Genomic DNA, 24,078 nt, shown 5'->3' on the forward strand with positions numbered 1-24,078 from the left:
CGACGATGCGGGTTGACTGGCGCGATGAACCAGTCCGCCGCACCCGTTGCCCCCGCTTTAACTGCTGACGCCGGACGTGCCGACCTCCGCTATCTTGGGCGGCTCCTCGGCGACGTCATCCGCGAACAGGAGGGCGCGGCGGTGTTCGATGCGATCGAGGGCATCCGCGCCGCCTCGGTCGTCACCCACCGCGACGGCGACGCGGCGGCGGCGGCCGACCTCGGCGCGCGGCTCGACCGGCTCGACCTTGGCGACACGCTGCGTTTCGTCCGCGGCTTCCTGCTGTTCTCGATCCTGAGCAACCTCGCCGAGGACCGACGGTCGTCACCCGAAACCGCGCCGGGGGCGACGCTGGCGGGGGCGATCGAAACGCTGCGCGGGCAGGGCATCGACCGGGCGGCGGTCGCGGCGTTGCTCGATGGCGCGCTGATCGCGCCGGTCCTGACCGCGCACCCGACCGAGGTCCGCCGCAAGAGCGTGATCGACCGCGAGCGTGCGATCAACAGCCTGATGGCAGCGTGCAGCGACGGCTTCTGCGACACCGAAACCGAAGCCGAGCTGATCCGCCAGATCACGATCCTGTGGCAGACGCGCCCCTTACGCGCGGTTCGCCCGGTCGTCGGCGACGAGATCTCGTCGGTCCTGACGTACCTCGGCAACTTCATCACGGTGCTGCCGCGGCTGCAGGCGCGCTGGGAGGCGGCGACCGGCACGACGCTGCCGCCGTTCCTGCGCCCCGGCAGCTGGATCGGCGGTGACCGCGACGGCAACCCGAACGTCAATGCGGCGACGCTCCAGACCGCGCTGGCGAAGGCGGCCGAGGTCGTGATCGGCCATTATCTCGACGAGCTCGATGCGCTCGGGGCCGAGCTGTCGATGTCGGCGGCGAACGTCGTGGTCACGCCCGAACTCGCCGCGCTCGCCGATGCCAGCGGCGACACCTCGGCGAGCCGCGCCGACGAGCCGTATCGCCGCGCCTTGTCGGGGGTCTATGCACGCACCGCGGAGAGCTTTGCCGCGCTGGCGGGACATGCATCGCGCCGCCCGGGCATCGTCCCCGCCATCGCCTACCTGCGCGCCGCCGACCTGCTCGCCGACCTCGCGACAATCACCGGATCATTGACCGCGCACGGCGGCGAGGCGCTTGCCGCCGGGCGGCTCGACCGGCTGGTGCGCGCGGTCGGCATCTTCGGCTTTCACTTGGCGACGCTCGACCTCCGCCAGAACGCCGATGTCCACGCACGCGTCGTCGCCGAATTGCTCCGGGTCGCGGGCGTTCCCGGTGACTATGAGGCGATGGACGATGATGCGCGCGTCGCCGTCCTCGGTACCGAACTCGCCAGCCCGCGAATGCTGTTCAACCCGTTTGCCACTTACGGCGACGAGACGCTGAGCGAGCTTGCGGTCGCCCGCGCCGCCGCCGCCGCGCACGCCGCGTTCGGCCCCGACGTCATCCGCGCGTACATCGTGTCGAAGACCAGCGGCGTCGCCAACCTGCTCGAAGTCTATGTCCTGCTCAAGGAGGCCGGGCTCTACATCCCCGGCGATCCGCCGCACTGCCCGATCATGGCAGTACCGCTGTTCGAGACGATTCCCGACCTCGAAGCCGCGCCGCAGGTCATGGCCGACTATCTCGATCGCCCGAAGGCCGCCGCGCTTGCTGCCGCGCGCGGCTATCAGGAAGTGATGATCGGCTATTCGGACTCGAACAAGGACGGCGGCTATTTGACGTCGAACTGGTCGCTCCACGAAGGCGCGCTCGAGCTTGCCGCGGTGTTTGCCGCGCGCAATTTGCGGATGCAGCTGTTCCACGGGCGCGGCGGTGCGGTCGGTCGCGGCGGCGGTCCCGCCTTCGCCGCGATCCGCGCCCAACCGGCGGGCACCGTCGCCGGGCGCATCCGCATTACCGAGCAGGGCGAGGTCATCGCATCGAAATACGGGACGCCTGCCGCCGCCGAGGCGAGCCTCGAGACGATGACCGCCGCCACCGTCCTCGCCAGCCTCGAACCCCCGAAGCTGGCACCCGCCGACTTCGCGCGCTTCCGTTCGGCGATGGCATCGATCAGCGCCGCCGCGAACGCCGAATATCGCGACCTCGTCTACGGCACGCCTGGCTTCAACACCTTCTTCCGCGCCGCCACGCCGATCACCGAGATCGCCGAGCTCAACATCGGCTCGCGCCCGGCATCGCGGACCAAGTCCGACCGGATCGAGGACCTGCGCGCGATCCCGTGGGTGTTCAGCTGGGCGCAGGCGCGGATCATGCTGCCGGGATGGTACGGCGCGGGCCATGCGTTCGCCGGGTTCGCCGACCGCGGGTTGCTCGCCGAGATGGTCGCGGCATGGCCGTTCCTCGCCGCGACGCTGTCGAACCTCGAGATGGTGCTGGCGAAATCGAACATGGGGGTCGCCGGCCGCTACGCTGCGCTGGTCCCCGATGCGGCGCTGCGGGCGAAAGTATTCGGGCGGATCGAGGGTGGCTGGACCCAGACCCGCGACGCGCTCCTCGACCTCACCGGCGAGGCGTATCTGCTCGAACGCCAGCCCGCCCTTGCGCGTTCGGTCCGGCTGCGGCTGCCGTACATCGATCCGCTGAACGAACTACAAATCGAGCTGATCCGGCGACGCCGCGCGGGTGAAGACGATCCGCGCATCGCCGAGGGGATCCACCTGACGATCAACGGCATTGCCGCCGGCTTGCGTAACAGCGGGTAGCGCCGTCATTGCCGTTAGCGCCGGGCTTCGGCGCTGCGGCCGGTCAGAGCCGCGTCGAGACGGCGACTCGCTTCGGCGGTCAAATCTATGTTGTTGGCGTAGAAATATGCGCTGTTGCGCTCCATGACGACCGCGCAGTGTTTCTCGCGGAACAAGGCTTCGACGATCGGGTCAAGCGTGGCGTCGATCGCCGCCTGAGCCGCGACGCGGGTCCGGGCAACCTGTTCGTCGTGGAGGCTCCTGGCGGTGGCAACGTCCTGCACCCGGATCTCGAGCTCGGTCAGGCGAATCTGATAGTCGGTCGCGGACAGCTTGGAGCGCTGTCCCGCAAGCGTCTGGTCTTCAAGTTTGAGCATCGCTTCCTGCCGCGCCAGCGAGGCGGCCGCAGTCTTCTGAAGCTCATCCAGCTGATGGATCGCCGAATTGCCAGCGCGCGAGGAGGCGATCGCAGTGCCTCGCGAAAACAGGCAAAACCCGGGAGGCACCGCGGCCGGTGTTTCGGCAACGACTTTGCTGGCGACCGTTAAGGTCGCCAGCAAGGCCAGTTGGAGCGCGATCTTCATCGACAGTCGATGTCCGTGCTGCGGTGCAGTGCTAGAAGTGGATGCCGGCACCGACGTTGTAGCTGGGACTGTAGCCGCGAGCGTCGACCGAGATCGCCGCCTTGACGACCGGGAGATGCGCCCCGTCGAACACCTTCGACACACCCATCGCGAAGGCGACTTCGCTACCCTGTCCGCCGATCGAGGCACCGATGAAGCCCGAGCCGGGATTGATCGACTGGGGTACCCCGGCAAGTGCGGCACTCTTCGCACCCGTTGCATCCATGCGACGGCGGAGGTCGTAGTTGAGCCCCGCGATCTTCAGGTCGGTGTAGCCCTCTGCCGACGCCAGCGTCGCGTTCGACGCCGCCTGGAGCTGGCCGACGTTGACTGCGTCTCCGGAAGCGACACCCGCCGCGACATTATGGATGGTCGTCGCGGCACCGCCCGAGTTGAGGGTCAGGCTGGCATGCGAGGCATCGTCGTAGCCGACGGTATTCGCCGTCACCACGAGCGCCCGGCTGACCGCGCTATCGAGTGCCGCGACCGCCCCGCCGACGGTGTTCACCGCGGCTCCCTGCACGGTGTAGGTGGGAGCCGTGTAGGTGCCGGTCGCGGGGTTGAAGGCCGCGCCGCCGCCAAGTGCTGCCGTGTCGCCGGCGACATGCGCGTTGGTCGAGTAGAGCTGCGCGCCGTTGGCCGCGTCGGTCGAGCCCGCCGCGAGCGTCCCCGCAGCGACGTTGTGCACCGCCACCGGAAGCGCAGCGTTGCTGCCGACGAGCGTGACATCGTTGGTGACGACGCCTCCGTTGGAGACCGTCGGCGTCGCGGCGTTCGAGTATTGCACCGGGCTGATCGTCGACCCAGCGATGTTGTTGCTGAGCGTCGTGATCGCAGCGGTGTTCGCGCCGACCTGCTGGTTGGTGGCGAACAGCTGGCTGCCGTTGACGGCGTCGGTCGACGTTGCCGCGAGCGTGGCGGGCGCAACGTTGCGGACCGTCGTTCCAGCTGCACCGCCGAGTGTCACGACATCTTTGGCCGCGGTGTCGTACAGGACGGCCGCATTGGCCGTCGCAGCGTTGGCCCCGCTGACCGCGGCGAGCGCGTCGCCGACCGACGTGTAGCTCGCTCCGTTGATCACATAGGCCGGGCCGGTAAGGGCCCCGTTGGCGGGATTATAAAATGCGCCGCCGCCGAGGCTGGTGGCAAAGACGCTGCCGAGCGAGTTGGACACGCCGCGGAGCTGGGAGACGTTGACCGCGTCGGTATCGGCACTGCCCGCTGCCACCCCGGTAATCTGGCGATTGCCTAAAACCGCCGGAAGTCCGGTCACTGGATCGGTAAAGGGGAGTGACTGGGCGATGGCAATTTCGCCGACAGAGTCTTGTGACGGGGCGAGGCCGAATGCCGAGTAGCCCGCAGCAGCACCGCGAAGAGTCGCCGAAGCGCCACCAAGCGCGACACTGCCTCGCTGCGTTGCCTGTGCTCCTGTGCCAAGCGCGACCGAACCGGCGCCCGAAGCAATGGCACCTTGTCCGAGTGCCGTCGAAGCGTACGCGCTCGCGGTGGAACTTGTGCCCACCGCCACACTGAAGGGTCCATCGGCCGTAGCTGCATAGCCCGCCGCCGTGCTCTGCTGGCCGTCCGCGCTGGCAAGATTACCGAACGCCGACGCACGATCGCCCATCGTCGTGGTGTTGTTACCGACCGCCAGTGTGTTGGCACCGCCGGTCACGATGTCCGAACCGAAGGCAAGCGAACCGTCACCGGTTACCTGATTACGATTTCCGAAGGCGAGCGCGCCGACGCCGTTGACGACGTTGCTCGTGCCAATTGGGCGGGATAAACAAGATGGACCGGCAGTGGCTCCGGTTCGAATGATTGCAACAACAGCAGGAGCTTGCCGTCGGCTACCGCCTCGGCGACCTGATAGGACAGAACGCGCGTGATACCGGTACCGGCGACCGCGGCGGCGATGGCAGCATCGGCCGTGTTGACCGCAAAGCGCGAGCGGACCGGCACGGTTACGGCCTGTTTGCCGCGTCCGAAGCTCTAGACAGTATTGGCATACAGGCCTTCGAACATGACGCAGTCGTGGCCGGCCAGCGCGGCCAGCGTTTCGGGTGTCCCGCGAGCGGCGAGATAATCCGGGCTCGCACACGTTACCCGGCGGATTTCCCCGAGCCGTGTCGCCACCATCGCGCTGTCCGGCAACGGGCCCACCCGGACCGCAACATCGACATGGTCGTCGATTAGACTGACGACATGATCGGCGAGCACCAGCCGCGCGTCGATTTCGGGATAAGCCTGAAGGAAGGCAAGAACGACAGGCGCGACGTGCATCCGCCCGAACATGATCGGCGCGGTGATCGTCAGATGGCCTTGCGGCGCACGATATTCACCCGACGCCGCGCGCTCGGCCTCCTCGACTTCATCGAGAATGCGTCGGCTGGCGACGACATAGATCTGGCCGGCCTCGGTCAGCAACAGCTTGCGGCTGGTTCGCACCACCAACTGAGTGCGCAGATGCGCCTCCAACTCTGACACCTTCCGGCTGACCGTGGCGAGCGGCATGCCGAGCTTCCGGGATGCGGCCGACAGGCTCCCACCGTCGATTGCGGCGATCAACGTGGCCATTGCATCGAGGCGGTCCATTAATGCTCCCGATCCATGGAAGGAAGGCTGTCGATATTACCGGATACTGCGCAAAATCGGAAGCGCTTAGTCGACTGTCACCGGGCGCTGCAGCCCGCCAGCGACCAAAAGGAATGCTCCGATGTCCCGTATCCCGACGCCCGCCACGATCGCCGATGCACCCATCACGTCGCAGCCGCTGCTTGAGGCCGTCAATGCTCAATTCGGCATCGTGCCGAACATGTTCCGGCTGATTTCAACGAGCCCGCATGCGCTCGAGGCCCACCTCGGCATGCTCGGCGCGCTCGGCAAAGGCGACTTGGCCGCCCCGACGCGTGAGCGGATCGCGCTTGCAGTCGCCGAAGTGAACGGCTGTGCCTATTGCCTGTCGGCGCACACGTATATCGGCAAGCACATCGCCAACCTCGACGACGCGGAAATGACCGCCAACCGCAGCGGCGCGTCGAACGATCCCAAAGCCGACGCCGCTGTCCGCTTCGCCGCCAAGGTGGCACGTCAGCGTGGCCGCATTGGCGAGACCGACATCACAGCGGTGCGCCGCGCCGGCTACACCGATGCCCAGTTGCTCGAGATCGTCCAGCACGTCGTGCTGAACACCTGGACTTTCTACGTCAACGAGATTTTCGGCACCGAAATCGACTTCCCCGTTGTCGAAGTCCGCAAGGCCGCCTGAGCCACTGGCCAGATGCCCCGACCAATCTGCTGCCTCCGCTTGCAGCCCTCCAATTTCAAAGGACCTGACAATGACCCGTAAATCCCGCCTTCTGGCGGCCGCCTTGAGCGCTGTCGTTACCGTTTCGACTCTCGTCATGTCGGTTGCCGCGTATGCTGCGCCCACAACGATCATCACGACCCCCGTTGCCGCGACCCAGGTTCGCTACGGCACAACCCAGGTCGATGGCCTTACCATCGCCTATCGCGAGGCGGGTGACCCGCGCAGTCCAAAGCTCGTGCTGCTCCATGGCTGGCCCTCCTCATCGCATCAGTATCGCGATCTGATACCGGCATTGGCGGGCCGGTTCCACGTCATTGCCCCGGACTATCAGGGCTTCGGCAACAGCGCGCATCCCGATCCGGCGACGTACCATTATTCGTTCGACGCGATTTCGGTGACGGTCGAGAAGTTCCTCGCGGCCAAGGGTTTCGACCATTACGGCCTGTTTGTGCAGGACTATGGCGGCCCGGTCGGCTTCCGGATTGTCGGCCGCAATCCCAAGGCGCTCGACTGGCTGATCATCCAGAACACCAACGCGTATGAAAACGGCCTTTCGCCGGCGTGGGACGGCTTCCGCAAGGCCCTTTGGGTCAACCGCACTGCGGCCACCGAGGCACCGCTTGCCGGGTTCAACACGCTCGATGCGATCAAGAACACGGTCTATCTCGGCGGCTCGAGTCATCCCGAGCTGATCGCCCCGGAGAGCTACGAGACCGACGCGGCCTCGGTCGCCGGGCCCAAGAACCTGCGGATCCAGCTCGACCTGTTCTACGACTATCGGAACAATGTCGCGCTTTACCCGACGTGGCAGAAGTTCCTGCGGGACAAGCAGCCGAAGACGCTGATCTTCTGGGGCCAGCATGACCCGTTCTTCACTCCTGAAGGCGGTGAATCGTACCTGAAGGACCTGCCCAAGGCAGAGTTTTACCGGCTCAATGCCGGGCACTTCGCCACCGAGGACAATCTGCCCTTCATCGCGAGCCATATCCTGAGCTTCTACGATGCGCACGTGAAGCCGAAGAAGTAGCCGACCCGGCGCCGGGATCTCGGCTGCGTGATCCCGGCCGCCGGTCACCGAATGAACGTTGAAATGCTTGATGGTCGAGGCTCCACAGTGAATGTTCCGGCGAGCGATATTGCCTTCACCGCGACAGTGAAGGCGATGCAGGCGGCGCGCGGGTCGCGGGCCGCTTACGCCCGGCAGGAGGCGCTCGGCGGTTTTCACACGACGATCGACGAGAACCTGACGCAGTTTCTGGCGCAGGTCGACACGGCCTACCTCGCGACTTCCAACGCCGCCGGGCAACCCTATGCCCAGCATCGCGGCGGTCCCAAGGGCTTCATCCATGTACTCGACGAGCGGACGATCGGCTTTGCCGACTTCAGCGGCAACAAACAGTATATCTCGGTCGGGAATCTAGCCGACAATGACCGGGCGTTCCTGTTTCTGATGGATTACGCCCATCGCCGCCGGATCAAGCTGTGGGGCCGGGCGCGGGTCGTCACGGGAGATGCCGAGCTGACTGCTCTGCTGATGCCTCAGGATTATCGAGCGCGGCCCGAGCAGGTGATCCTCTTCGAGATCGAAGCCTGGGACGCCAACTGCCCGCAGCACATTCCACAAAAGATCGACGCTGCCGACGTGACGATCGCGCTAAAACGCCTCGAGGACCGTGTCGCAGCCCTCGAAATCGAGAACGCCGGTCTCCGGCACGAGCTTGGAAGGACCACGCCATGAGCCGCCCCCCACTACCGCCGTTCTCCGACGCCACCGCTGCGGAAAAAGCGCGGCTCGCCGAGGACGCCTGGAATAGCCGCGACCCCGCGCGCGTCGCCTTGGCCTATACGCCAGGGAGCCAATGGCGGAACCGCGCCGAATTCGTCACCGGCCGGGATGATATCGAGGCGTTCCTGTCACGTAAATGGCAACGCGAACTCGACTATCGCCTGATCAAGGAAGTCTGGTCGCATACGGCAAACCGCATCGCCGTCCGCTTCGCTTATGAATATCGCGACGACAGCGGCCACTGGTTCCGCGCCTACGGCAACGAGAACTGGCAATTCGACGCCGACGGGCTGATGGAACGGCGCATCGCCAGCATCAACGAACACCCGATCACTGAGGCCGATCGTAAATTTCTCTGGGCCTTGGGTCGGCGGCCCGACGATCATCCGGGCCTGAGCGATCTGGGTTTCTAACCGGCCCGCAGCCGAAATTGCTGACGTTTCTGTCGGTAACCGCGCGTCTAGCGCGGTCGAACTCAACGACGAAGCTGGTCGTAACGACTGCAGTGTCGTGGTTTGAATAAGCGAGGTGGAAATATGACACATAAAATCAGGCGGTTCGGCGTGGTCGCCGGTGTCGCTCTCTTCTTCGGGGCCACCGCCGATGCCGTACCCGTGGCCGGCACGAGTATCTCAGCGGCTGTTGCCAATCCTGGCAGGCCCGATGCCGATCGTGCGAAAGATGCGTTACGGCATCCCGCCGAGTTGCTTGCCTTCCTGCACATTCAACCGGGCAATACCGTCGCGGATATTTGGCCCGGCGACTACTGGGATCGATTATTCTCGGACGTGGTCGGTCAGTCCGGACGAGTCTTTGCTGTCCATCTGGTCGAAGGCGACACGGACGACAAGATCGCGACGCCGCCGGCTGGGTCGACGGTCCTTGAGGGGCATAAGAACGTCGTGACCGTGGTTTCCCACGTCAACACACTCCGCCTTCCGGCGAAGGCCGATCTGATCTGGATCCGCAATAACTATCACGACCTCTACGACCCGTTCATGGGTCCCGCCGACATTGCGGCATTCAACAGGGCAGTATTCCAAGCGTTGAAACCGGGTGGCCGATTTGTCGTAATCGATCATGTCGCGCCCGCTGGCACGAAGACCGAGGCGACCAATACCACCCATCGGATCGACCCCGAGGTCGTCAAATCCGACATGGCAGCGGCGGGTTTCCGGTTCGTGGGCGCGAGCGACCTCCTGCGCAATCCCGCCGACCCCCATACAACAAGGGTCTTCGATTCTGCCGTCAGCGGCCACACCGACCAGTTCTTCTTCGTTTTTCAGCGCCCCAAGTGATCGGTTGCCGCTAGCGCTATGGCCGTCAGGTTTCGCTGCCGACAAGTCTCACAGGCACATGTTCGCTGACGTCGTCGCAAGGCGGACAGCCGATAGAGCGACGATCAAACGATCGTCGGTAAAGTCTGCGAAAAATGGTGCGCCCGGAACGATTCGAACGTCCGACCCTCAGATTCGTAGTCTGATGCTCTATCCAGCTGAGCTACGGGCGCGCTGAGGGGGCAATAGGGGGTGCGGCGCGCGGATGCAAGTGCGCGTTCGGCTTGCGGGTCGCGGGCGTGCACCTTACGAGCATCGCGATGCGTGCATTCCTCCTCCTGCTTGCTTTCGTCGCGACCGGCTGCGCCGGAAAAGACGGAACGTGGCCCAGCCTCGCGCGGCGTCCGATCGAGGGGCCGCGGCCATCGGCTGCCGCCGTTGGAACCCCCGTCGCTACGGCCGCTGTCGTGACTGCTCCCGCCGCCGTGCCGCCGCCGGCGACAGGCGCCGGAGCTGCTATCGGCGACGTGCCCGCGCAGCTGGCGACGATCGACCGCGATGCTGCGAATCTCGGCACGCGGATCGGTGAGCAGCGCGCGGCGACGGCGGAAGCGGCGAAATCGGCGAAGGGGACAAAGGCCGACAGCGAGGAGTGGGCTAAGGCGCAGCTTGAACTGACGCGGCTCGAACGCCTCGGCAACCAGCTCGGCGACCTGCGCGGGAAGCTCGACGGCATCGCGGGGAAGCTTGCGGCGGCGGCGGGCGGCGGCGCCGATGTTGCCGCGCCGCTCAAGGCGACCGGGGCCGTGATCGGCCGGGTCGATGCGCTTCAGGCTGAATATGACGCGAGCTATGCCGCGGCGTCGGCAGCGGCGACCGCCGCTCCCTGATTGCCAAAGACCGCGCGGCGGACCGCGCGGGCGACGCAGTCGGCGGCAAGCGTGCCGATGATCGCGAGCGCGACGGCGTCGACCCCGGTTGCTGGTCCGGTCGAGATCGCGAAGATCGCGTCACCGTCGAACGGCGTGTGGATCGGCCGGATCGCGCGGGCGAGGCCGTCGTGCGCCATCATCGCGACGCGCTGCGCCTGCGCGCGGGTCAGCGGCGCGTCGGTGGCGACCGCGCCGATGCAGGTGCTTTGCGCCGATAGTCCGCCGGACCGCGCGAGCTTGGGCAGCGCGACGGCATCCTCAGGTGGGGCGCCGGGATAGACTTCGCCGAAGCTGTTGACCGCGACCAACGCGCCGACGGTGAAGCCGTGTGCCCTCACGCTGACGCTGCCGATACCACCCGGGCGGCTACCTGCGATCGCGCCGAACCCGGCTCCCGCCGCGCCGCTCGAGTCGGGGCGGGCGCACGCTGCGAGTGCAGTCCGGCCGAGCGCGCGATGCGGCGGCTCGACCCATGTCTTGTCGCCGCCGTTCGCCATGTCGAACAGGCACGCCGCCGGCACGACGGGGATCGGCAGTGGCCCCGCCGCGAGGCCGATGCCGCTCTGCGACAGCGTGACGGCGACGGCATCGGCGGCGGCAAGGCCGAACATCGACCCCCCGCTCAGCACCAGAGCGTGGACGCGTTCGACCAGCGTATGTGGTGCGAGCGCGTCGGTCTCGCGCGTCGCCGGGCCGCCGCCGCGGACGTCGACTGCCATCGTCATCGGCGCGTCGGGCAGGATGACGGTGACGCCGGTCAGCGCCGAGCGGTCCTCGGCATGGCCGACGCCAAGCCCCGGCACATCGGTGAAGCAGTCTACCGGCGCGAAGCCATCGAGTTGTTCATCGGCCATTGTGCTACCGTGACGCATCGGGGCATCGACGGCCAGCCGTGTAGCGTAACTATCCGGCGCGCGGTTGGTTATCGCTGCGACATCGATTCGGGTGCGCCCTAGGAGACACGATTTGGCGACGGCGCATATCAATCGGATCGGCACTGCCGTTCCGCCGAACGACGTCCATGCCGCGTTCGTCAATTTCGTCCAGCGCTTCATCACCGAACGGCGCGAGGCGGCGGTGTTCAAGCGGATGGTCAGCCGGGCGGCGATCGAGCATCGCTATTCGTATTTCGTCCCGGTCGAGAACCCCGACGGCTTCGAGGCCGACACCGAGGGCTTCTACACCCCCGACGCTTTTCCCGGCACCGCCGCGCGGATGGCGCGCTTCGCTAAGACCGCCCCCGGGCTGGCGATGCAGGCGATCGACGCGCTCAATCTCGACGGCGAGCGTGAGCGAATCACCCACCTTGTCGTCGCGTCGTGCACTGGCTTCATCGCTCCGGGGATCGACCAGCTGATCGTCAAGGCGGCGGGGCTTGATCCGGGAGTCGAGCGGACCGGGGTCGGCTTCATGGGCTGCTACGCGGCGGTCAACTCGCTGCGGCTGGCGCATCACTTCGTCCGCTCGGACCCGTCGGCGCGGGTGCTGGTGGTCAACCTCGAGCTGTGCACGCTCCACTTCCAGCAGACCGCCAACCTCGAACAGCTGCTGTCGATGCTGCTGTTCGGCGACGGCTGCGCGGCGACGCTCGTTACCGCCGACGAGACCGGCATCGCGCTCAAGGACTTCCGCGCGACGACGATCGAGGATTCGGGCGAGTCGATCACCTGGGCGGTCGGCGATCAGGGCTTCGATATGCATTTGTCGGGAGAGGTCCCGGGCAAGATCGCCCGCGCCCTCAAGCACGAATATGAGCGCAACGACGACCGCGGGCTGCTCCGTGGCACGCGCCCGTCGGACTATCCGCTATGGGCGGTCCACGCCGGCGGGCGGACGATTCTCGACGCGGTCGAGACCGGGTTCGACCTCGCTCCCGACAAGCTGAACTGGTCGCGCGGCGTCCTCCGCGACTTCGGCAACATGAGCTCGGCGACGCTGATGTTCGTTCTCGACCGCATCCTGCGGGGCATCGGCACGACTGTCGAGAGCGCCACCGACGGCTTCGGCGTCGCCTTCGGCCCTGGGCTGGCGGCGGAGAGCTTCCGCTTCCGGACGGTCTAGATGCGGAGCTTCGCCGAACGATCGCCCGAGTCCGAGATGATGGACGCCGACGGTGTGACTGCGGCCGACTTCGCCGCGTGCCTGCGCGACCTCGCGACGGTTAACACCGTGACGCTGGCACGGCCGCCGACGCTGAGGTGGCTTGCTGAGTCGACCACGACAATGAACCCCGGCGACACCTTCACGCTCGTCGATGTCGGCTACGGCGAGGGCGACATGCTGCGGGCGATCCACCGCTGGGCGACCGCGAAGGGGTTCCGCCCGCGGCTGATCGGGGTCGACCTCAACCCGTTGAGCGAGCCTGCGGCGCGTGCCGCGACCGACCCCGCGCTGGGCATCGACTACCGGACCGGCGACGTCTTCGACTTCGACCCTGACGAGCCGGTCGACTTCATCGTCAGCTCGCTCGTCACCCATCATTTGACCGACCGCCAGGTCGGGCGCTTCCTGATGTGGATGGAGGCGAAGGCGGTCCGCGGCTGGTTCGTCAACGACCTCCGCCGCCACTGGTTCGCCTTCTACGGCTTCACCGCGCTGGCGGCAGTGATGCGCTGGCACCGCTTCGTCCGCCACGACGGGCCGGTGTCGGTGGCGCGGAGCTTCGTCCCCGACGAATGGGAGCGCGCGCTCGGCACCGCCGGGATCACCGGGGCGACGGTGAGCCAGGTCTTCCCCTTCCGGCTGTGCGTCGAGCGGCTCAAGCGCACGTCGTGGTAGCCACGACCGTCATCGTCGGCGGCGGGCTGGCGGGCGGGGCGGCGGCGGCGCTGCTGGCGCAGGGAGGGCAGCGGCCGCTGCTACTCGAGAAGACGGCGGGCGAGCACGACAAGGTCTGCGGCGAGTTCCTGTCGACCGAGGCGCAGGCGCATCTGGCGGCGCTCGGTTTCGATGCCGGACGGCTCGGCGGGAGCCCGATCGACCGGGTCCGGCTGGTGTCGGGCAGCCGGAGCGCGGAGGCGCAGCTGCCGTTCACCGCGCTCGGACTGACCCGGCGGCGGCTCGACGCGGCGCTGCTCGATCACGCGGCGGCGGCGGGGGCGAAGGTCGAGCGTGGCGTCACGGTCCGGCAGGTCGACGGCACCGCGCTGGCCACCACCAGCGGCGCGCTGACCCCGGCGAGCCTGCTGCTGGCGACGGGCAAGCATGATGTCCGGGGGGCCAAGCGCGACACGACCGGGACGCTCGACCACCTGATCGGGTTCAAGCAATATTACCGGGCCGATGCGGCGACGTTCCGGGCGTTGGCCGGGGTCATCGAGATCGTCCTGTTCGATGGCGGCTATGCCGGGCTGCAGCGTGTCGAGGACGGGATGGTCAACCTGTGCCTGCTCGTTGGGCGCCCAAGGTTCGACGCGGCGGGGGGCGGCGAGGGGCTGCTCGCCGACCTGCTCCGTGAGCCGCATCTGGCGCGGCGGCTGGGCAATGCGACCCCCCTGCTCGACCGTCCGCTGACGATTTCGGGGGTGCCGTACGGCTTCGTCCACCGTGGCGAGGACAGCGCGTTCCGCCTCGGCGACCAGGCGGGGGTGATCCCGTCGTTTTCGGGAGACGGCATGTCCATCGCCCTCCACAGCGCTCGGCTGGCGGCGGCGGCGGTGCTCGGCGGGGCGACCCCGGCAGCGTACCATGCGCGCTTCCGCCACGATGTCGCCGCGCAGATCGGCCGGGCGACGTGGCTCCAGCGGGCGGGCGAGACGGTCGCCGGGCGGCATCTGCTCGTGGCCGGGATCGGGCTGGTGCCGCCGTTGCTGCGCTGGGCTGCGGCGCTGACCCGGGTACCGCCCACCGCGCTCCGGCGGGCCGGGCTGCAGATTTAACCTATTCCGCTAAGTTCAAAACAAGTTCACACAAACGCACGTGTTTTGCGTTTTCCATTTCCGCTCAAGGAAAACGACTCTGCAAGAAATTTCTGTGTAACGCACACTTTCCCACACTCGATTTTTCTTAGCCTATCCGGTTCATAATGTCAAGCCCGGAATGGTGGTCTCCACCCCGCTAGGCACGCCCGCTCAATTACGCCATCATCGGTAAAACCGTCCTGGGGAGGACATCGATCGTGGCAAGCATCGCACCGGTGACGAGCGGCGGCGCAGTCGTGCCGCCGAAGGCACTCGACCGCGCCTCGTGGAGCTGGGCGTTGTTCCAGGGGGTCCGCGATCCGTACGTCGTCCTCGTCACGATCTACATCTTCGCGCCGTATTTCGTCCGCGATGTCATCGGCAATCCGGTGCAGGGGCAGTTGCTCGTCGCGGCGGCGGCGAAGTACGGCGGCTGGATCGTCCTGCTGACGGTGCCGTTGCTCGGCGCGGCGGTCGACCGGATGGGGCCGCGCAAGCCATGGCTCGCAGCGACACTCGCGCTGATGGTGCCGCTTGTCGCCGCATTATGGTGGGTCACGCCGGGCGGGGTGATCGGGCCGCTCGGCGCGCTGGCGATCTTCGCCGCGATGAACGTGCTGATCGCGTGGTCCGACACGCTCCACAACGCGCTGCTGTTGCCCGCTGCCGGGATGGCACGCGCCGGGGCGGCGTCGGGCGCGGCGCTGGCATTGGTCAACTTTACCTCGGTGGTGATGCTCGCGGTGATCTTCGGGGCATTCGCCTTGCCGGGCAAGGTCGCGTGGAGCTTCATTCCCGCTCACCCGCTGTTCGGCCTCGACCCGGTCACGCATCAGACCGACCGGATCGTCGGGCCGCTCGTCGCCGCGCTGATGCTCGTCGGATCGATCCCGCTGTTCGCCTTCGTTCCCGACGTCGCGTCGACCGGCACGCGCATCGGCGCGGCGATCCGTGGCGGTGCGGCCGACCTCGTCGCGCTGTTCCGCGAGGCACGAGGCAACCGCAATGCGCTCATCTACCTCGGCAGCGTGCTGTTGTTCACCGACGGCCTGACCGGCATCCTCGTCTTCACCGGCATCTATGCGGGCGGGGCGATGGGCTGGGGGTCGCTCGAGCTGCTCGCCTACGGGATGATCCTCAGCTGCTTCTCGGTCGTCGGCGGCATTCTCGGCGGCTGGCTCGACCAGACGATCGGGCCGAAGGCGGCGCTTAAGATCGAACTCGTCGGGGTGATCGTGTCGCAAATCCTCGGGCTCGGGCAGGGCAAGGACCGGATGTTCTTCCAGCCGTTTGACCAGCATGCACATGCCCTCGTCTGGAACGGCCCGCTGTTCCGCACCCAGCCCGATATCGCGCTGCTCGTTTGCGGCTTTCTCGGTGCCGTCAGCGTGACGGCGGCGTACGCGTCGCGGCGGACGATGCTGACGCGAGTGGTGCCGCCGCATCGGGTCGGAGTGTTCTTCGGGCTGTTCGCGATCGCGGGCAACGCGACGATGTGGCTCGGCCCGCTGCTCGTCGAGATCGCGACCGGCGCGACCGGGTCACAGCGGCTCGGGCTGCTGCCGATCTCGGGGCTGGTGCTGGTCGGGCTGGTCGTGCTGATGTTCGTCAAGGGCGGGGAGCGTCTGGCCCCGCGCTGAGCGTGGTCAGCCGATCGTCTCGCCCGGCTGGACGCCCCACAGCTGGCTGCGCAGGATATAGCCCGACTTGCCGCCACGATCGACGCGGCACCATGCCTGGTCGCACAGCACGACACGGACGAGCGCGCCCGGTTCGATCCGCCAGACCGGGTTCGATTGAAGGTCGGCCCCGGCGAACATCGTGCGGACCTGCCCGGTGACGACGGCGGTGCGAGTGCCGGCGATGAGCTGCTTGTTCATCCAGCCGACGCTGCCGCCGATGTCGCGGATCTGCCGCCAGATGCCGTATTCGCGGATCACCTCGACCGGCAGCCCCTTACGCACATAGACCCAGCTGACCGGGTAGCGGTCGCCCGGGCCGGTGCGGAGATACGCCTTGTCGGACTTCAGACTGACGAAGCGCGGCACCGGCAGCCCCGACACGCCGCGCGTCGCGTCGCCGTCGATCGGCGCAGGCTTGGCGGCGGGGGTAGCGGCAGCGAGGGCAAGGACGGCGAGGAACATCATCGCACTATAACGCCTCGCAACGCTAAGAGGGAGCGCGAAGGTTGACGCCTATCGCCGCCGCAACTAGCCCTTGTTCATGTCGCGCGCCCGCCCGAAGGTCATCGTCACCCGCCGCCTGCCGCAGGCGGTCGAGACGCGGATGGCAGAGCTGTTCGATGTCGAACTCAACTTCGACGATATCGCGATGGATGCGGGCCAGCTCGCCGACGCCTGCGCGCGCGCCGACGTGCTGGTGCCGACCGTCAGCGATGACCTGACGGCGGAGATTATCGGTGCCGCCGGGCCGCGATTGAAGCTGATCGCGAACTTCGGCACCGGGGTCGACCACCTCGATCTTCCGGCGGCGCGGGCGAAGAACATCGTCGTCACCAACACCCCCGGCGTCCTCACCGACGACACCGCCGACATGGTCATGGCGCTGATCCTCAGCGTGCCGCGCCGGATCGGCGAGGGCGAGAAACTGCTCCGCGCGGGCGAATGGATCGGCTGGTCGCCGACGGGCATGCTCGGCCACCGCGTCACCGGCAAGCGATTGGGCATCGTCGGCATGGGGCGGATCGGCCAGGCGGTCGCGGTCCGCGCGCGCGCATTCGGCTGCTCGATCCACTATCACAACCGCGAGCGGCTGCCGGCGGCCGCCGAGCAAGCGGTCGAGGCGACGTACTGGCCGACGCTCGCGGCGATGCTCGCGCGGGTCGACATCGTCTCGATCAACTGCCCGCTGACGCCCGAGACGCACCATCTGATCGACGAGGCGGCGCTGCGGCTGATGCAGCGGCACGTCTATCTGATCAACGTCGCGCGCGGCGAGATCCTCGACGAGGCGGCGCTCGCGGCGTGCCTCGCGCGGGGCGGCATCGCCGGGGCCGGGCTCGACGTCTTCGAACGCGAGCCGGTCATCACGCCGGCGTTACTCGACATGCCCAACGTCGTCCTCGTGCCGCACCTCGGCTCGGCGACGTTCGAGGGGCGGCAGGCGATGGGCGAGAAGGTCATCGCCAATATCCGCACCTGGTCCGACGGTCACCGCCCGCCCGACCAGGTTCTCGAGGGCTGGGCCTAGTCACGGACCGTTCACGGAACGACCGGCAAGACCGGTGGTTGTGACTGTAACGTTTTCGGAAGGACCAACGAATGACCCGCCTGCCTTTAGCCCTTGCCGCGATCACTGCGCTCGGCGCGATGACCACTGGCTGCACGACCGACCGCTACGGCGACCAGCACGTCAACGGTGCCGGTAAGGGTGCCTTGATCGGCGGCGCCGGTGGTGCTGTTGTCGGTGCGCTGACCGGTAACCCGCTGCTTGGCGCGGCGATCGGTGCCGCCGGTGGTGCCGTCGTCGGTGCCGTCGCCGACGACCACAACCGCTACGAGGATCGCAACGGCCGCCGCTATTATTACGAAAGCGACAACCGCCGCTATCATTACGAGAACGGTCGCAACCGCGTCTACGATCCCTATTGATCGCCTGAACCCGTCGCGAACGAAAAGGCCCGCGCCATCACTGGCGCGGGCCTTTTTGCATCTTCCGGCTGTCATCCCCGCCTTCGCGGGGATGACAGCCACTATTGTCAGAAGCGCGCGCGGACCGTCGCGCCGTAGGTCCGCGGCTCGGCGAGGAACGCCGAGAATAGTTGGTTGCCGGTGCCGCCGAACGCCTGGACCTGCGCGACCGACTGCGAGCCCTGGAACGGCGTGTTGAACGCGACCTGCGTGTAGTTCTGGTTGAACACGTTCTGCCCCCAGAACTCGATCGCCCAACGCTGGTCCTTGCCGCGGATGCCGACGCGGGCATTGACAGTGGTGAAGCTCGGCTGGCGCTTTTCGGGGAACAGGTCGGAGCCGGTGTTGTAGCCCGAGGTGAAGCGGCTATCGACGTAGAACAGTGCGCTCAGGCCGTCGGTGTTCGGGATGTCGGGGGTGAAGCCCATCGACGTCGTCACGACGTTCTTCGGCGCGTTCGAGACCTGGCTGCCCGGCAGCAGGAACAGCGCGGCGGACAACGGCGCTCCGCCGCTGCTCGACACGAGGTTCCGCTGGTACTTGGTTTCGGCGTAGGTGTAGCCGATCGAGAAGGCGAGGTCCTTCGCCGGGTAGATCCCGGTCTCGACCTCGACGCCCTGGCTGATCACGCCCGGCTTGGTCCCGCTGGTGCATGCGCCCGTCGTCGAGGAGTTGTCGCGGTCGGCCCCGTTAAGGCCGGTCGCGCACGAGCTGATGTTCTGGACGATGAAAACGCTGCCGTTGAAGGTGTTGAGCTGGAAGTTCTTGAACTCCTCACGGAACGCCGCGACGTTCGCGGTGAACATGTGGCTCTTGAACTTGAGGCCAGCCTCGTACGAATCGACCTTCTCGGCTTCGAACTTCAATTCGTCGCCGCTGGTGTTGGCGTTGGTCCGCGGCGTCAGGACACCGTTCAATCCGCCGAGCGGCGAGCGGTCGAGGTTGAACCCGCCCGCCTTATAGCCCTTGGCATACGACGCGTAGAGCAATGTCGAATCGACCGGCTTGTACGAGACGACCGCGGTGCCGGTGAACTGGCCCTCCGACAGGCGGCTGTTGAGCTTGAGCAGGTTCGAGTCGACGCTCGAGTTGCCGGTGCAGGTCAGCGTGATGATGCCGCCGGCGAACGCCGCGAGCGCCGCGTTCGACAGGAACGGCCCGAGCGCCGCCTGCTGCGCCGGGCAGACGGTGTTGTTGTTGTTGAAGTTGGCGTCGAAGATCTTCCGCTCATGCGTGTAGCGACCGCCGAGCGTCAGGCTCAGCTTGTCGGTAACCTTGATGATATTGTGGGTGAAGATCGCATAGTTCTCGCTGTCCTGATTATAGACGTCGCGAACCGAGCCGAGATTGTTGAGCGTCGACAGGCGGTTGAGCCCGGCGATGATCGCGGGGGCAGCGGCACCAAACGCACCGCCGAACACCGCGCGGCCGGTCGGGCTGAGGCAGCCCGCCGCGGTCGGATCGCGCAACGCCGCGACCGGGCTGACGGTGGCGACGAGGCGGCACGACGCGAACGCGCCGTACTGGGTGCCGAACTTGGCGTTGTCGACGACCTGGAGCTTCTCCTTCGAGTAGAAACCACCGACGAGCCAGTCGAGCCGGTCATCGAACAGCGACCCCTGCGCGCGGACTTCCTGGGTGAAGGTGCGGAAGCGGCGATAGGCGTTGCCGTCGTCGGGGCGGTAGGTGATGTCGACATTGGTATAGTCGATGTCGCCGGCGCCGCCCGCCTTGTAGACGCGATACGCGGTGATCGCGGTCAGCTTGACCTTGCCGAGATCCCAGTCGAGCTGGCCCGACAGGCCGCCGTCGGTCGTCGTGTTGCGATAGGTGCGGTTCGGGGTGACGGTGACCTGGCGGCTGTACGGGTCGGTCGGGAAGACGCCGCCGAGGCTTTTCAGGACATCGACGATGCGGTTCGACGCGTCGGTAGTGACCGCCATGTCGGTGTTGAAGCCCGGCGTCGTCGTGTTCGGGGTGGGATCGCTTGTCTCTCTGGTCGCGACATAGACCGCGGCGCAGCACTTTTCGTCGCGGTGGGTGTAGTCGCCGATCAGACGCAGGCTGATGTCGCTGGACGGGGTGAACAGCAGCTGGCCGCGGACGAAATAGCGGTCGCGATTGTTGTCGCTGCCGTCGGTGCCGGTGATGTCCTTGTAGAAGCCGTCGCGCTTGACATAGACGCCGTCGATCCGCGCGGCGAGCTTGTCGGCGATGATCGGGCCGGTGATGCCGGCCGACAGGCGGTAATAATTGTAGTTGCCGTAGGTCGCCTCGGCGTTGCCGCCGATTTCGAACGACGGCTTGGCGGTGACGATGTTGATCAGGCCGGCCGACGCGTTGCGCCCGAACAGCGTGCCCTGGGGGCCGCGCAGGACTTCGATCCGGTCGATCTCGCCGAGTTCGTTGAGGCCCGACCCGGTGCGGCTGCGATAGACGCCGTCGATAAACACCGCGACCGACGATTCGAGTCCCGGGTTGTCGCCGACGGTGCCGATGCCGCGGATGCGCGCCGAGGCGTTGGCTTCGTTGCCGGTCGACGAGACGAGGAGCGACGGGGCGAGCTGGTTCAACGCACGGACGTCGTTCGCGCCCGAATTCTTGAGCGATTCGGCGTTGACCGCGCTGACCGCGATCGGAACGTTCGACAGCGCAGTCGAGCGGCGCGTCGCGGTGATGATGATGTCACGCGTATCGGCGTTCTCGCTCGCGTTGCCATCGGCCACTGCGGCGGTGGCGGCGCTGGCGCCCGGAGCGGTATTTGCCGGTGGCGCGGTCGGGTTCTGGACGGCTGCGTCCTGCGCAAAAGCCATGGCGGGCATGGCGAACGCGCACGCCGACAATAACAGAATATGCTTCACGGTAACTCCCAAGGATATTTGTTACGGTCTTAACACCGCTCGGCGCGGCGCTTACGGGAGGTTGCCGTGTGCGGCAAGCAATCGTGTCCGCGACCGTACTGATGGCCCCGGGCATGTGGCGGATACGCCACAGGTGCGTGGCGACGGTGCGCGGTGGCAGGCGCAGCAAATACCGTTATGGTCCGCGCAGCTTATGTGACGAAGGAAGCGTGAATGCGGACGACCACGGTGCTTGCGGCGATGTCGGCGGTCCTGCTCGGGAGCACGGCGCTCGCGGCACCGGCGGTGCCGGCTTCGCCCGTCGCACCGCTCGCGTATACGATGCGGACGCTGCCAAATGGCCTGCGGGTCTTCGCGATGCCCGACCCGACGACGGCGAACGTCGCGGTCGAGGTAATCTACGACGTCGGCGCAAAGAACGACCCCGCCGGGCGATCGGGCTTCGCCCACATGTTCGAGCACCTGATGTTCAAGTCGACCCGCGACCTCGTCCCCGAACAGCTCGATCGGCTGACCGAGGACGTCGGCGGCAACAACAACGCCAGTACCCACGACGACTTCACCGAGTATCACGAGACCGTCCCCGCCAATCATCTCGAGCCGATCCTGTGGGCGGAGGCCGAGCGGATGGGGTCGCTCGTCGTCGAGCCAAAGGTCTTCGCCAGCGAGCGCAACGTCGTCGAGGAAGAACTTCGCCAGGGCGAGGCGCGCCCGTACGGCACGCTATTCCAGACCTACCTCCCCGCGATCAGTTACTCGGTCCACCCGTATGCGCGGTCGCCGATCGGCAGCATCGCCGATCTCGACAGCGCGACGATCGACGACATTCGTGCCTTCCACGCGGTCTACTATCGCCCCGACAATGCCGTCCTCGTCGTCGCGGGCAACTTCAAGCCCGCCGACCTCGACCGCTGGGTCGACAAGTATTTCACCAACATCCCGACCCCGGCGCGGGCGATCCCGCGGGTGACGACGGTCGAGCCGCCGCGCACCGTCGCGACGACGCACACCGTCTATGCGCCGAACACGCCGCTGCCCGCGGTCGCGATCAGCTGGGCGGTGCCGCCGTCGAAGTCGCCCGACGACGCCGCGCTGTCGGTGCTCGACGCGATCCTGTCGGCGGGCGAAAGCTCGCGGCTGTACGAAAGCCTCGTCTACCGCGACCAGCTCGCGTCGTCGGCGGGGGCGAACCTCGACGACCGCCAGGATACCGGCGTGTTCGCGGTCTATGCGATCTTGGCGGGGGGCAAGTCGGCGGCCGACGGCGAGGCGGCACTGCGCCGCGAAGTCGCCCGGCTGCGTGACGCGCCGCCGACCGCCGCCGAACTCGACGTCGCCAAGAATCAGCTGCTGACCGCCGCGATCAAGGAGCGCGAGACGCCGCTCGGCCGCGCCAACGCGCTCGCCGAGGCGGTGATCGTCGACGGCGATCCGGCGTCGGCCGACCGCTCGGTCGCCGACCTCGCTGCGGTCACGGCTGCCGACGTCCAGCGTGTCGCGCGCAAGTATCTGCAGGATTCGGCGAGCGCGGCGATCCGCTATCTTCCCGCCGAGAGCGCGAAGGGTGCCAAGGGCGACACGATCACCGTCGCCGCGACGGTCCATCCCGCGCCGCTGACGGTGCCGCCAGGGGTCGTCGTTGTGGTCCCGGCGACCGCGGCCGAGCGCATCGCGCCGCCGCCGCCCGCGGCCCCGGTCGCGGTGCCGGTGCCGGTGGTTGCCGAACGGACGCTGCCGAACGGGCTGCGGGTCGCGGTCGCGACCCGGCGCAACGTGCCGTTGATCGCGGCAGTGCTCGTCACCAGTAGCGGCGCGGCGAACGATCCGGCGGGGCGTGGCGGCACCGCCGAGCTTGCCGCGACGCTACTGACCAAGGGCACGGCGACGCGGTCGGCGACGCAGATTGCGCAGGAGATCGAGGCGCTTGGCGGCAATATCGGCGCGGGGGCGTCGTGGGATGGCACGACGCTGTCGATGACGGTCAAGACCGACCGGATCGGTGCGGCGATGGCGGTGTTCGCCGATGTCGCGCGGCATCCGAAGTTCGCCGCCGACGAGATCGAGCGGGCGCGGACGCAGGCGATCGACGACGCCGGGATCGCGCTGACGAGCCCGCCCAGCCTCGCGCGGATGACCGCGACCAAGGCAGTGTTCGGCGACACGACGTACGGCCATATCGCCAGCGGGACGATCAAGTCGTTGAAAGCAATCACGCACGCCGATCTGACGGCAGCCTATGCCGGATGGAATCCGGCGGGGGCGACGCTGATCATGACCGGCGATATCGACCTCGACGGCGCGGTCGCGCTGGCGACGAAGGCGTTCGGCGACTGGGCTCCAGGGAAGGCGGAGACACGTCCGGCACCCGCCGCCGCGACCTACCCGAAACCGCGGACGATCGTCGTCGACCTGCCCGGCGCGGCGCAGGCTTCGGTGGTCGTTGCGCGACCCGGATTGGCACGCGCCGACCCGGCGTATTACTCGGCGATCGTTGCCAATGCGGCATTGGGCGGTGGGTTCTCGTCGCGGCTCAACATGGAGATCCGGGTCAAGCGCGGACTGGCGTATGGGGCGAATAGCGGGATCGATGCGCGGCGCGGGGTCGGGTCGCTGACCGCGTCGACCGCGACCAAGAACGCCAGTGCCCCCGAGGTCGCCGGGCTGATCGCGAGTGAATTGAAGAAGATGGGCACGACCCCGGTGCCGCTCCCCGAACTCCACATCCAGCAGGCGGTGCTCAACGGCGGCTTCGGGCGGTCGGTCGAGACGGTGTCGGGGCTGGCGGGGCGGCTCGCCGGTCTGGCGATCGACGGGATTCCGCTCGGCGAACTGGCGCGGTTCTCGCCGTCGGTCAACGCGGTGACGCCGGGGACGATCACCGCAACGGCGGCGACGCTGTTCGACCCGGCGCTGGCGAGCACGATCATCGTCGGTGACGCCAAGCAGTTCCTGCCCGAACTCGCCAAGGCGGGGATCACGGCGGAGGTGATTCCGGCCGCACGGCTCGACCTCGATTCGGCGACGCTCGGCAAGTGAAGTCGCGGGA

General features: G+C 67.3%; 19 protein-coding genes, 1 tRNA gene and 2 pseudogenes. 14 read left to right on the plus strand and 8 right to left on the minus strand.

The genetic code is table 11. The features are described 5' to 3' along the window. The first annotated feature begins 24 nt into the window (after positions 1-24). Positions 25-2,715, plus strand: coding sequence for a phosphoenolpyruvate carboxylase (ppc, locus tag KZX46_RS08530; protein ID WP_219776238.1), 2,691 nt, complete (start codon positions 25-27; stop codon positions 2,713-2,715). Positions 2,716-2,729: 14 nt separating this feature from the next. Here the strand turns inward: ppc and KZX46_RS08535 are convergent, their stop codons facing one another. The 4 genes and pseudogenes from KZX46_RS08535 to KZX46_RS08550 all read right to left on the minus strand — a co-directional run. Further along, complete coding sequence (locus tag KZX46_RS08535; RefSeq protein ID WP_219776239.1) at positions 2,730-3,278, minus strand: OmpH family outer membrane protein; 549 nt, start codon at positions 3,276-3,278, stop codon at positions 2,730-2,732. Positions 3,279-3,309: 31 nt separating this feature from the next. Continuing rightward, on the minus strand, positions 3,310-4,992 hold the full coding sequence (locus KZX46_RS08540) for a hypothetical protein (RefSeq protein WP_219776240.1): 1,683 nt from the start codon (positions 4,990-4,992) through the stop codon (positions 3,310-3,312). A 39-nt stretch (positions 4,993-5,031) separates the two neighbouring features. After that, positions 5,032-5,139: pseudogene (locus tag KZX46_RS23480) on the minus strand (hypothetical protein); the annotation flags it as partial. 8 nt (positions 5,140-5,147) lie between these two features. Then, positions 5,148-5,912: pseudogene (locus KZX46_RS08550) on the minus strand (LysR family transcriptional regulator); the annotation flags it as partial. 121 nt (positions 5,913-6,033) lie between these two features. On the opposite strand from KZX46_RS08550, the gene KZX46_RS08555 reads away from it, so the two are divergent. The 5 genes from KZX46_RS08555 to KZX46_RS08575 all read left to right on the plus strand — a co-directional run bounded on the left by KZX46_RS08555 (position 6,034) and on the right by KZX46_RS08575 (position 9,711). After that, positions 6,034-6,585, plus strand: coding sequence for a carboxymuconolactone decarboxylase family protein (locus KZX46_RS08555; RefSeq protein ID WP_219776243.1), 552 nt, complete (start codon positions 6,034-6,036; stop codon positions 6,583-6,585). Between the two features lie 70 nt (positions 6,586-6,655). Beyond that, positions 6,656-7,654 (plus strand): alpha/beta fold hydrolase, encoded by a 999-nt coding sequence (locus tag KZX46_RS08560; protein ID WP_219776244.1) that lies wholly within the window; start codon positions 6,656-6,658, stop codon positions 7,652-7,654. A 63-nt stretch (positions 7,655-7,717) separates the two neighbouring features. Continuing rightward, positions 7,718-8,365, plus strand: a complete 648-nt coding sequence (locus tag KZX46_RS08565; protein WP_219776245.1) for a pyridoxamine 5'-phosphate oxidase family protein — start codon at positions 7,718-7,720, stop codon at positions 8,363-8,365. Beyond that, entirely contained in the window at positions 8,362-8,826 is a 465-nt protein-coding gene (locus KZX46_RS08570) for a nuclear transport factor 2 family protein (RefSeq protein ID WP_219776246.1), read from the plus strand. Before KZX46_RS08565 ends, KZX46_RS08570 begins: the two co-directional genes overlap by 4 nt. Before the next feature lie 123 nt (positions 8,827-8,949). Then, positions 8,950-9,711 (plus strand): class I SAM-dependent methyltransferase, encoded by a 762-nt coding sequence (locus tag KZX46_RS08575; RefSeq protein ID WP_219776247.1) that lies wholly within the window; start codon positions 8,950-8,952, stop codon positions 9,709-9,711. A 135-nt stretch (positions 9,712-9,846) separates the two neighbouring features. Here the strand turns inward: KZX46_RS08575 and KZX46_RS08580 are convergent. Further along, positions 9,847-9,923: transfer RNA gene (locus KZX46_RS08580), tRNA-Arg, on the minus strand. An 87-nt stretch (positions 9,924-10,010) separates the two neighbouring features. Here KZX46_RS08580 and KZX46_RS08585 point away from each other — a divergent pair. After that, the gene (locus tag KZX46_RS08585) at positions 10,011-10,580 is read left to right on the plus strand and encodes a hypothetical protein (RefSeq protein ID WP_219776248.1); all 570 of its coding nucleotides are present in this window, start codon (positions 10,011-10,013) and stop codon (positions 10,578-10,580) included. Here KZX46_RS08585 and KZX46_RS08590 read toward each other — a convergent pair. Further along, the gene (locus KZX46_RS08590) at positions 10,541-11,476 is read right to left on the minus strand and encodes a P1 family peptidase (RefSeq protein ID WP_219776249.1); all 936 of its coding nucleotides are present in this window, start codon (positions 11,474-11,476) and stop codon (positions 10,541-10,543) included. The genes KZX46_RS08585 and KZX46_RS08590 overlap by 40 nt on opposite strands. 112 nt (positions 11,477-11,588) lie before the next feature. Here KZX46_RS08590 and KZX46_RS08595 point away from each other — a divergent pair, with 112 nt between their 5' ends. The 4 genes from KZX46_RS08595 to KZX46_RS08610 all read left to right on the plus strand — a co-directional run bounded on the left by KZX46_RS08595 (position 11,589) and on the right by KZX46_RS08610 (position 16,161). Beyond that, positions 11,589-12,683 (plus strand): type III polyketide synthase, encoded by a 1,095-nt coding sequence (locus KZX46_RS08595; protein WP_219776250.1) that lies wholly within the window; start codon positions 11,589-11,591, stop codon positions 12,681-12,683. Beyond that, positions 12,684-13,400, plus strand: a complete 717-nt coding sequence (locus KZX46_RS08600) for a methyltransferase domain-containing protein (RefSeq protein WP_219776251.1) — start codon at positions 12,684-12,686, stop codon at positions 13,398-13,400. After that, on the plus strand, positions 13,394-14,500 hold the full coding sequence (locus KZX46_RS08605) for an FAD-dependent monooxygenase (RefSeq protein WP_219776252.1): 1,107 nt from the start codon (positions 13,394-13,396) through the stop codon (positions 14,498-14,500). Before KZX46_RS08600 ends, KZX46_RS08605 begins: the two co-directional genes overlap by 7 nt. A 239-nt stretch (positions 14,501-14,739) precedes the next feature. Continuing rightward, on the plus strand, positions 14,740-16,161 hold the full coding sequence (locus KZX46_RS08610) for an MFS transporter (protein ID WP_226896187.1): 1,422 nt from the start codon (positions 14,740-14,742) through the stop codon (positions 16,159-16,161). A 6-nt stretch (positions 16,162-16,167) separates the two neighbouring features. Here KZX46_RS08610 and KZX46_RS08615 read toward each other — a convergent pair whose 3' ends face one another. Next, on the minus strand, positions 16,168-16,668 hold the full coding sequence (locus KZX46_RS08615; RefSeq protein ID WP_219776253.1) for an SH3 domain-containing protein: 501 nt from the start codon (positions 16,666-16,668) through the stop codon (positions 16,168-16,170). A 76-nt stretch (positions 16,669-16,744) separates the two neighbouring features. Here KZX46_RS08615 and KZX46_RS08620 point away from each other — a divergent pair, with 76 nt between their 5' ends. Beyond that, positions 16,745-17,731 (plus strand): D-glycerate dehydrogenase, encoded by a 987-nt coding sequence (locus tag KZX46_RS08620; protein WP_219776254.1) that lies wholly within the window; start codon positions 16,745-16,747, stop codon positions 17,729-17,731. A 71-nt stretch (positions 17,732-17,802) separates the two neighbouring features. Continuing rightward, positions 17,803-18,132, plus strand: coding sequence for a YMGG-like glycine zipper-containing protein (locus KZX46_RS08625; protein WP_216710133.1), 330 nt, complete (start codon positions 17,803-17,805; stop codon positions 18,130-18,132). Positions 18,133-18,239: 107 nt separating this feature from the next. On the opposite strand, the gene KZX46_RS08630 is transcribed toward KZX46_RS08625, so the two are convergent. Then, a complete protein-coding gene (locus KZX46_RS08630; protein WP_370647550.1) occupies positions 18,240-20,984 on the minus strand; it encodes a TonB-dependent receptor in 2,745 nt (914 codons plus the stop codon). A 261-nt stretch (positions 20,985-21,245) separates the two neighbouring features. Between KZX46_RS08630 and KZX46_RS08635 the strand changes: the two genes are divergently transcribed. Next, positions 21,246-24,068 carry a pitrilysin family protein gene (locus KZX46_RS08635; RefSeq protein ID WP_219776255.1) on the plus strand — a complete coding sequence of 941 codons (2,823 nt, stop codon included), beginning with the start codon at positions 21,246-21,248 and terminating at the stop codon, positions 24,066-24,068. The last annotated feature ends 10 nt before the right edge of the window (positions 24,069-24,078 follow it).

Origin of the sequence: Polymorphobacter sp. PAMC 29334 (assembly GCF_019431245.1) — a bacterium.
Taxonomy (GTDB): Bacteria; Pseudomonadota; Alphaproteobacteria; order Sphingomonadales; family Sphingomonadaceae; genus Polymorphobacter_B; species Polymorphobacter_B megasporae.

Coding starts and splice junctions, on each gene's coding strand:
- KZX46_RS08570 (WP_219776246.1), top strand. CDS start 8,362: ATGAGCCGCCCCCCACTACCGCCGTTCTCCGACGCCACCGCTGCGGAA.
- KZX46_RS08565 (WP_219776245.1), top strand. CDS start 7,718: ATGCTTGATGGTCGAGGCTCCACAGTGAATGTTCCGGCGAGCGATATT.
- KZX46_RS08575 (WP_219776247.1), top strand. CDS start 8,950: ATGACACATAAAATCAGGCGGTTCGGCGTGGTCGCCGGTGTCGCTCTC.
- KZX46_RS08590 (WP_219776249.1), bottom strand. CDS start 11,476: ATGGCCGATGAACAACTCGATGGCTTCGCGCCGGTAGACTGCTTCACC.
- KZX46_RS08625 (WP_216710133.1), top strand. CDS start 17,803: ATGACCCGCCTGCCTTTAGCCCTTGCCGCGATCACTGCGCTCGGCGCG.
- KZX46_RS08615 (WP_219776253.1), bottom strand. CDS start 16,668: ATGATGTTCCTCGCCGTCCTTGCCCTCGCTGCCGCTACCCCCGCCGCC.
- KZX46_RS08635 (WP_219776255.1), top strand. CDS start 21,246: ATGCGGACGACCACGGTGCTTGCGGCGATGTCGGCGGTCCTGCTCGGG.
- KZX46_RS08620 (WP_219776254.1), top strand. CDS start 16,745: ATGTCGCGCGCCCGCCCGAAGGTCATCGTCACCCGCCGCCTGCCGCAG.
- KZX46_RS08600 (WP_219776251.1), top strand. CDS start 12,684: ATGCGGAGCTTCGCCGAACGATCGCCCGAGTCCGAGATGATGGACGCC.
- ppc (WP_219776238.1), top strand. CDS start 25: ATGAACCAGTCCGCCGCACCCGTTGCCCCCGCTTTAACTGCTGACGCC.
- KZX46_RS08560 (WP_219776244.1), top strand. CDS start 6,656: ATGACCCGTAAATCCCGCCTTCTGGCGGCCGCCTTGAGCGCTGTCGTT.
- KZX46_RS08555 (WP_219776243.1), top strand. CDS start 6,034: ATGTCCCGTATCCCGACGCCCGCCACGATCGCCGATGCACCCATCACG.
- KZX46_RS08585 (WP_219776248.1), top strand. CDS start 10,011: ATGCGTGCATTCCTCCTCCTGCTTGCTTTCGTCGCGACCGGCTGCGCC.
- KZX46_RS08630 (WP_370647550.1), bottom strand. CDS start 20,984: ATGGCTTTTGCGCAGGACGCAGCCGTCCAGAACCCGACCGCGCCACCG.
- KZX46_RS08535 (WP_219776239.1), bottom strand. CDS start 3,278: ATGAAGATCGCGCTCCAACTGGCCTTGCTGGCGACCTTAACGGTCGCC.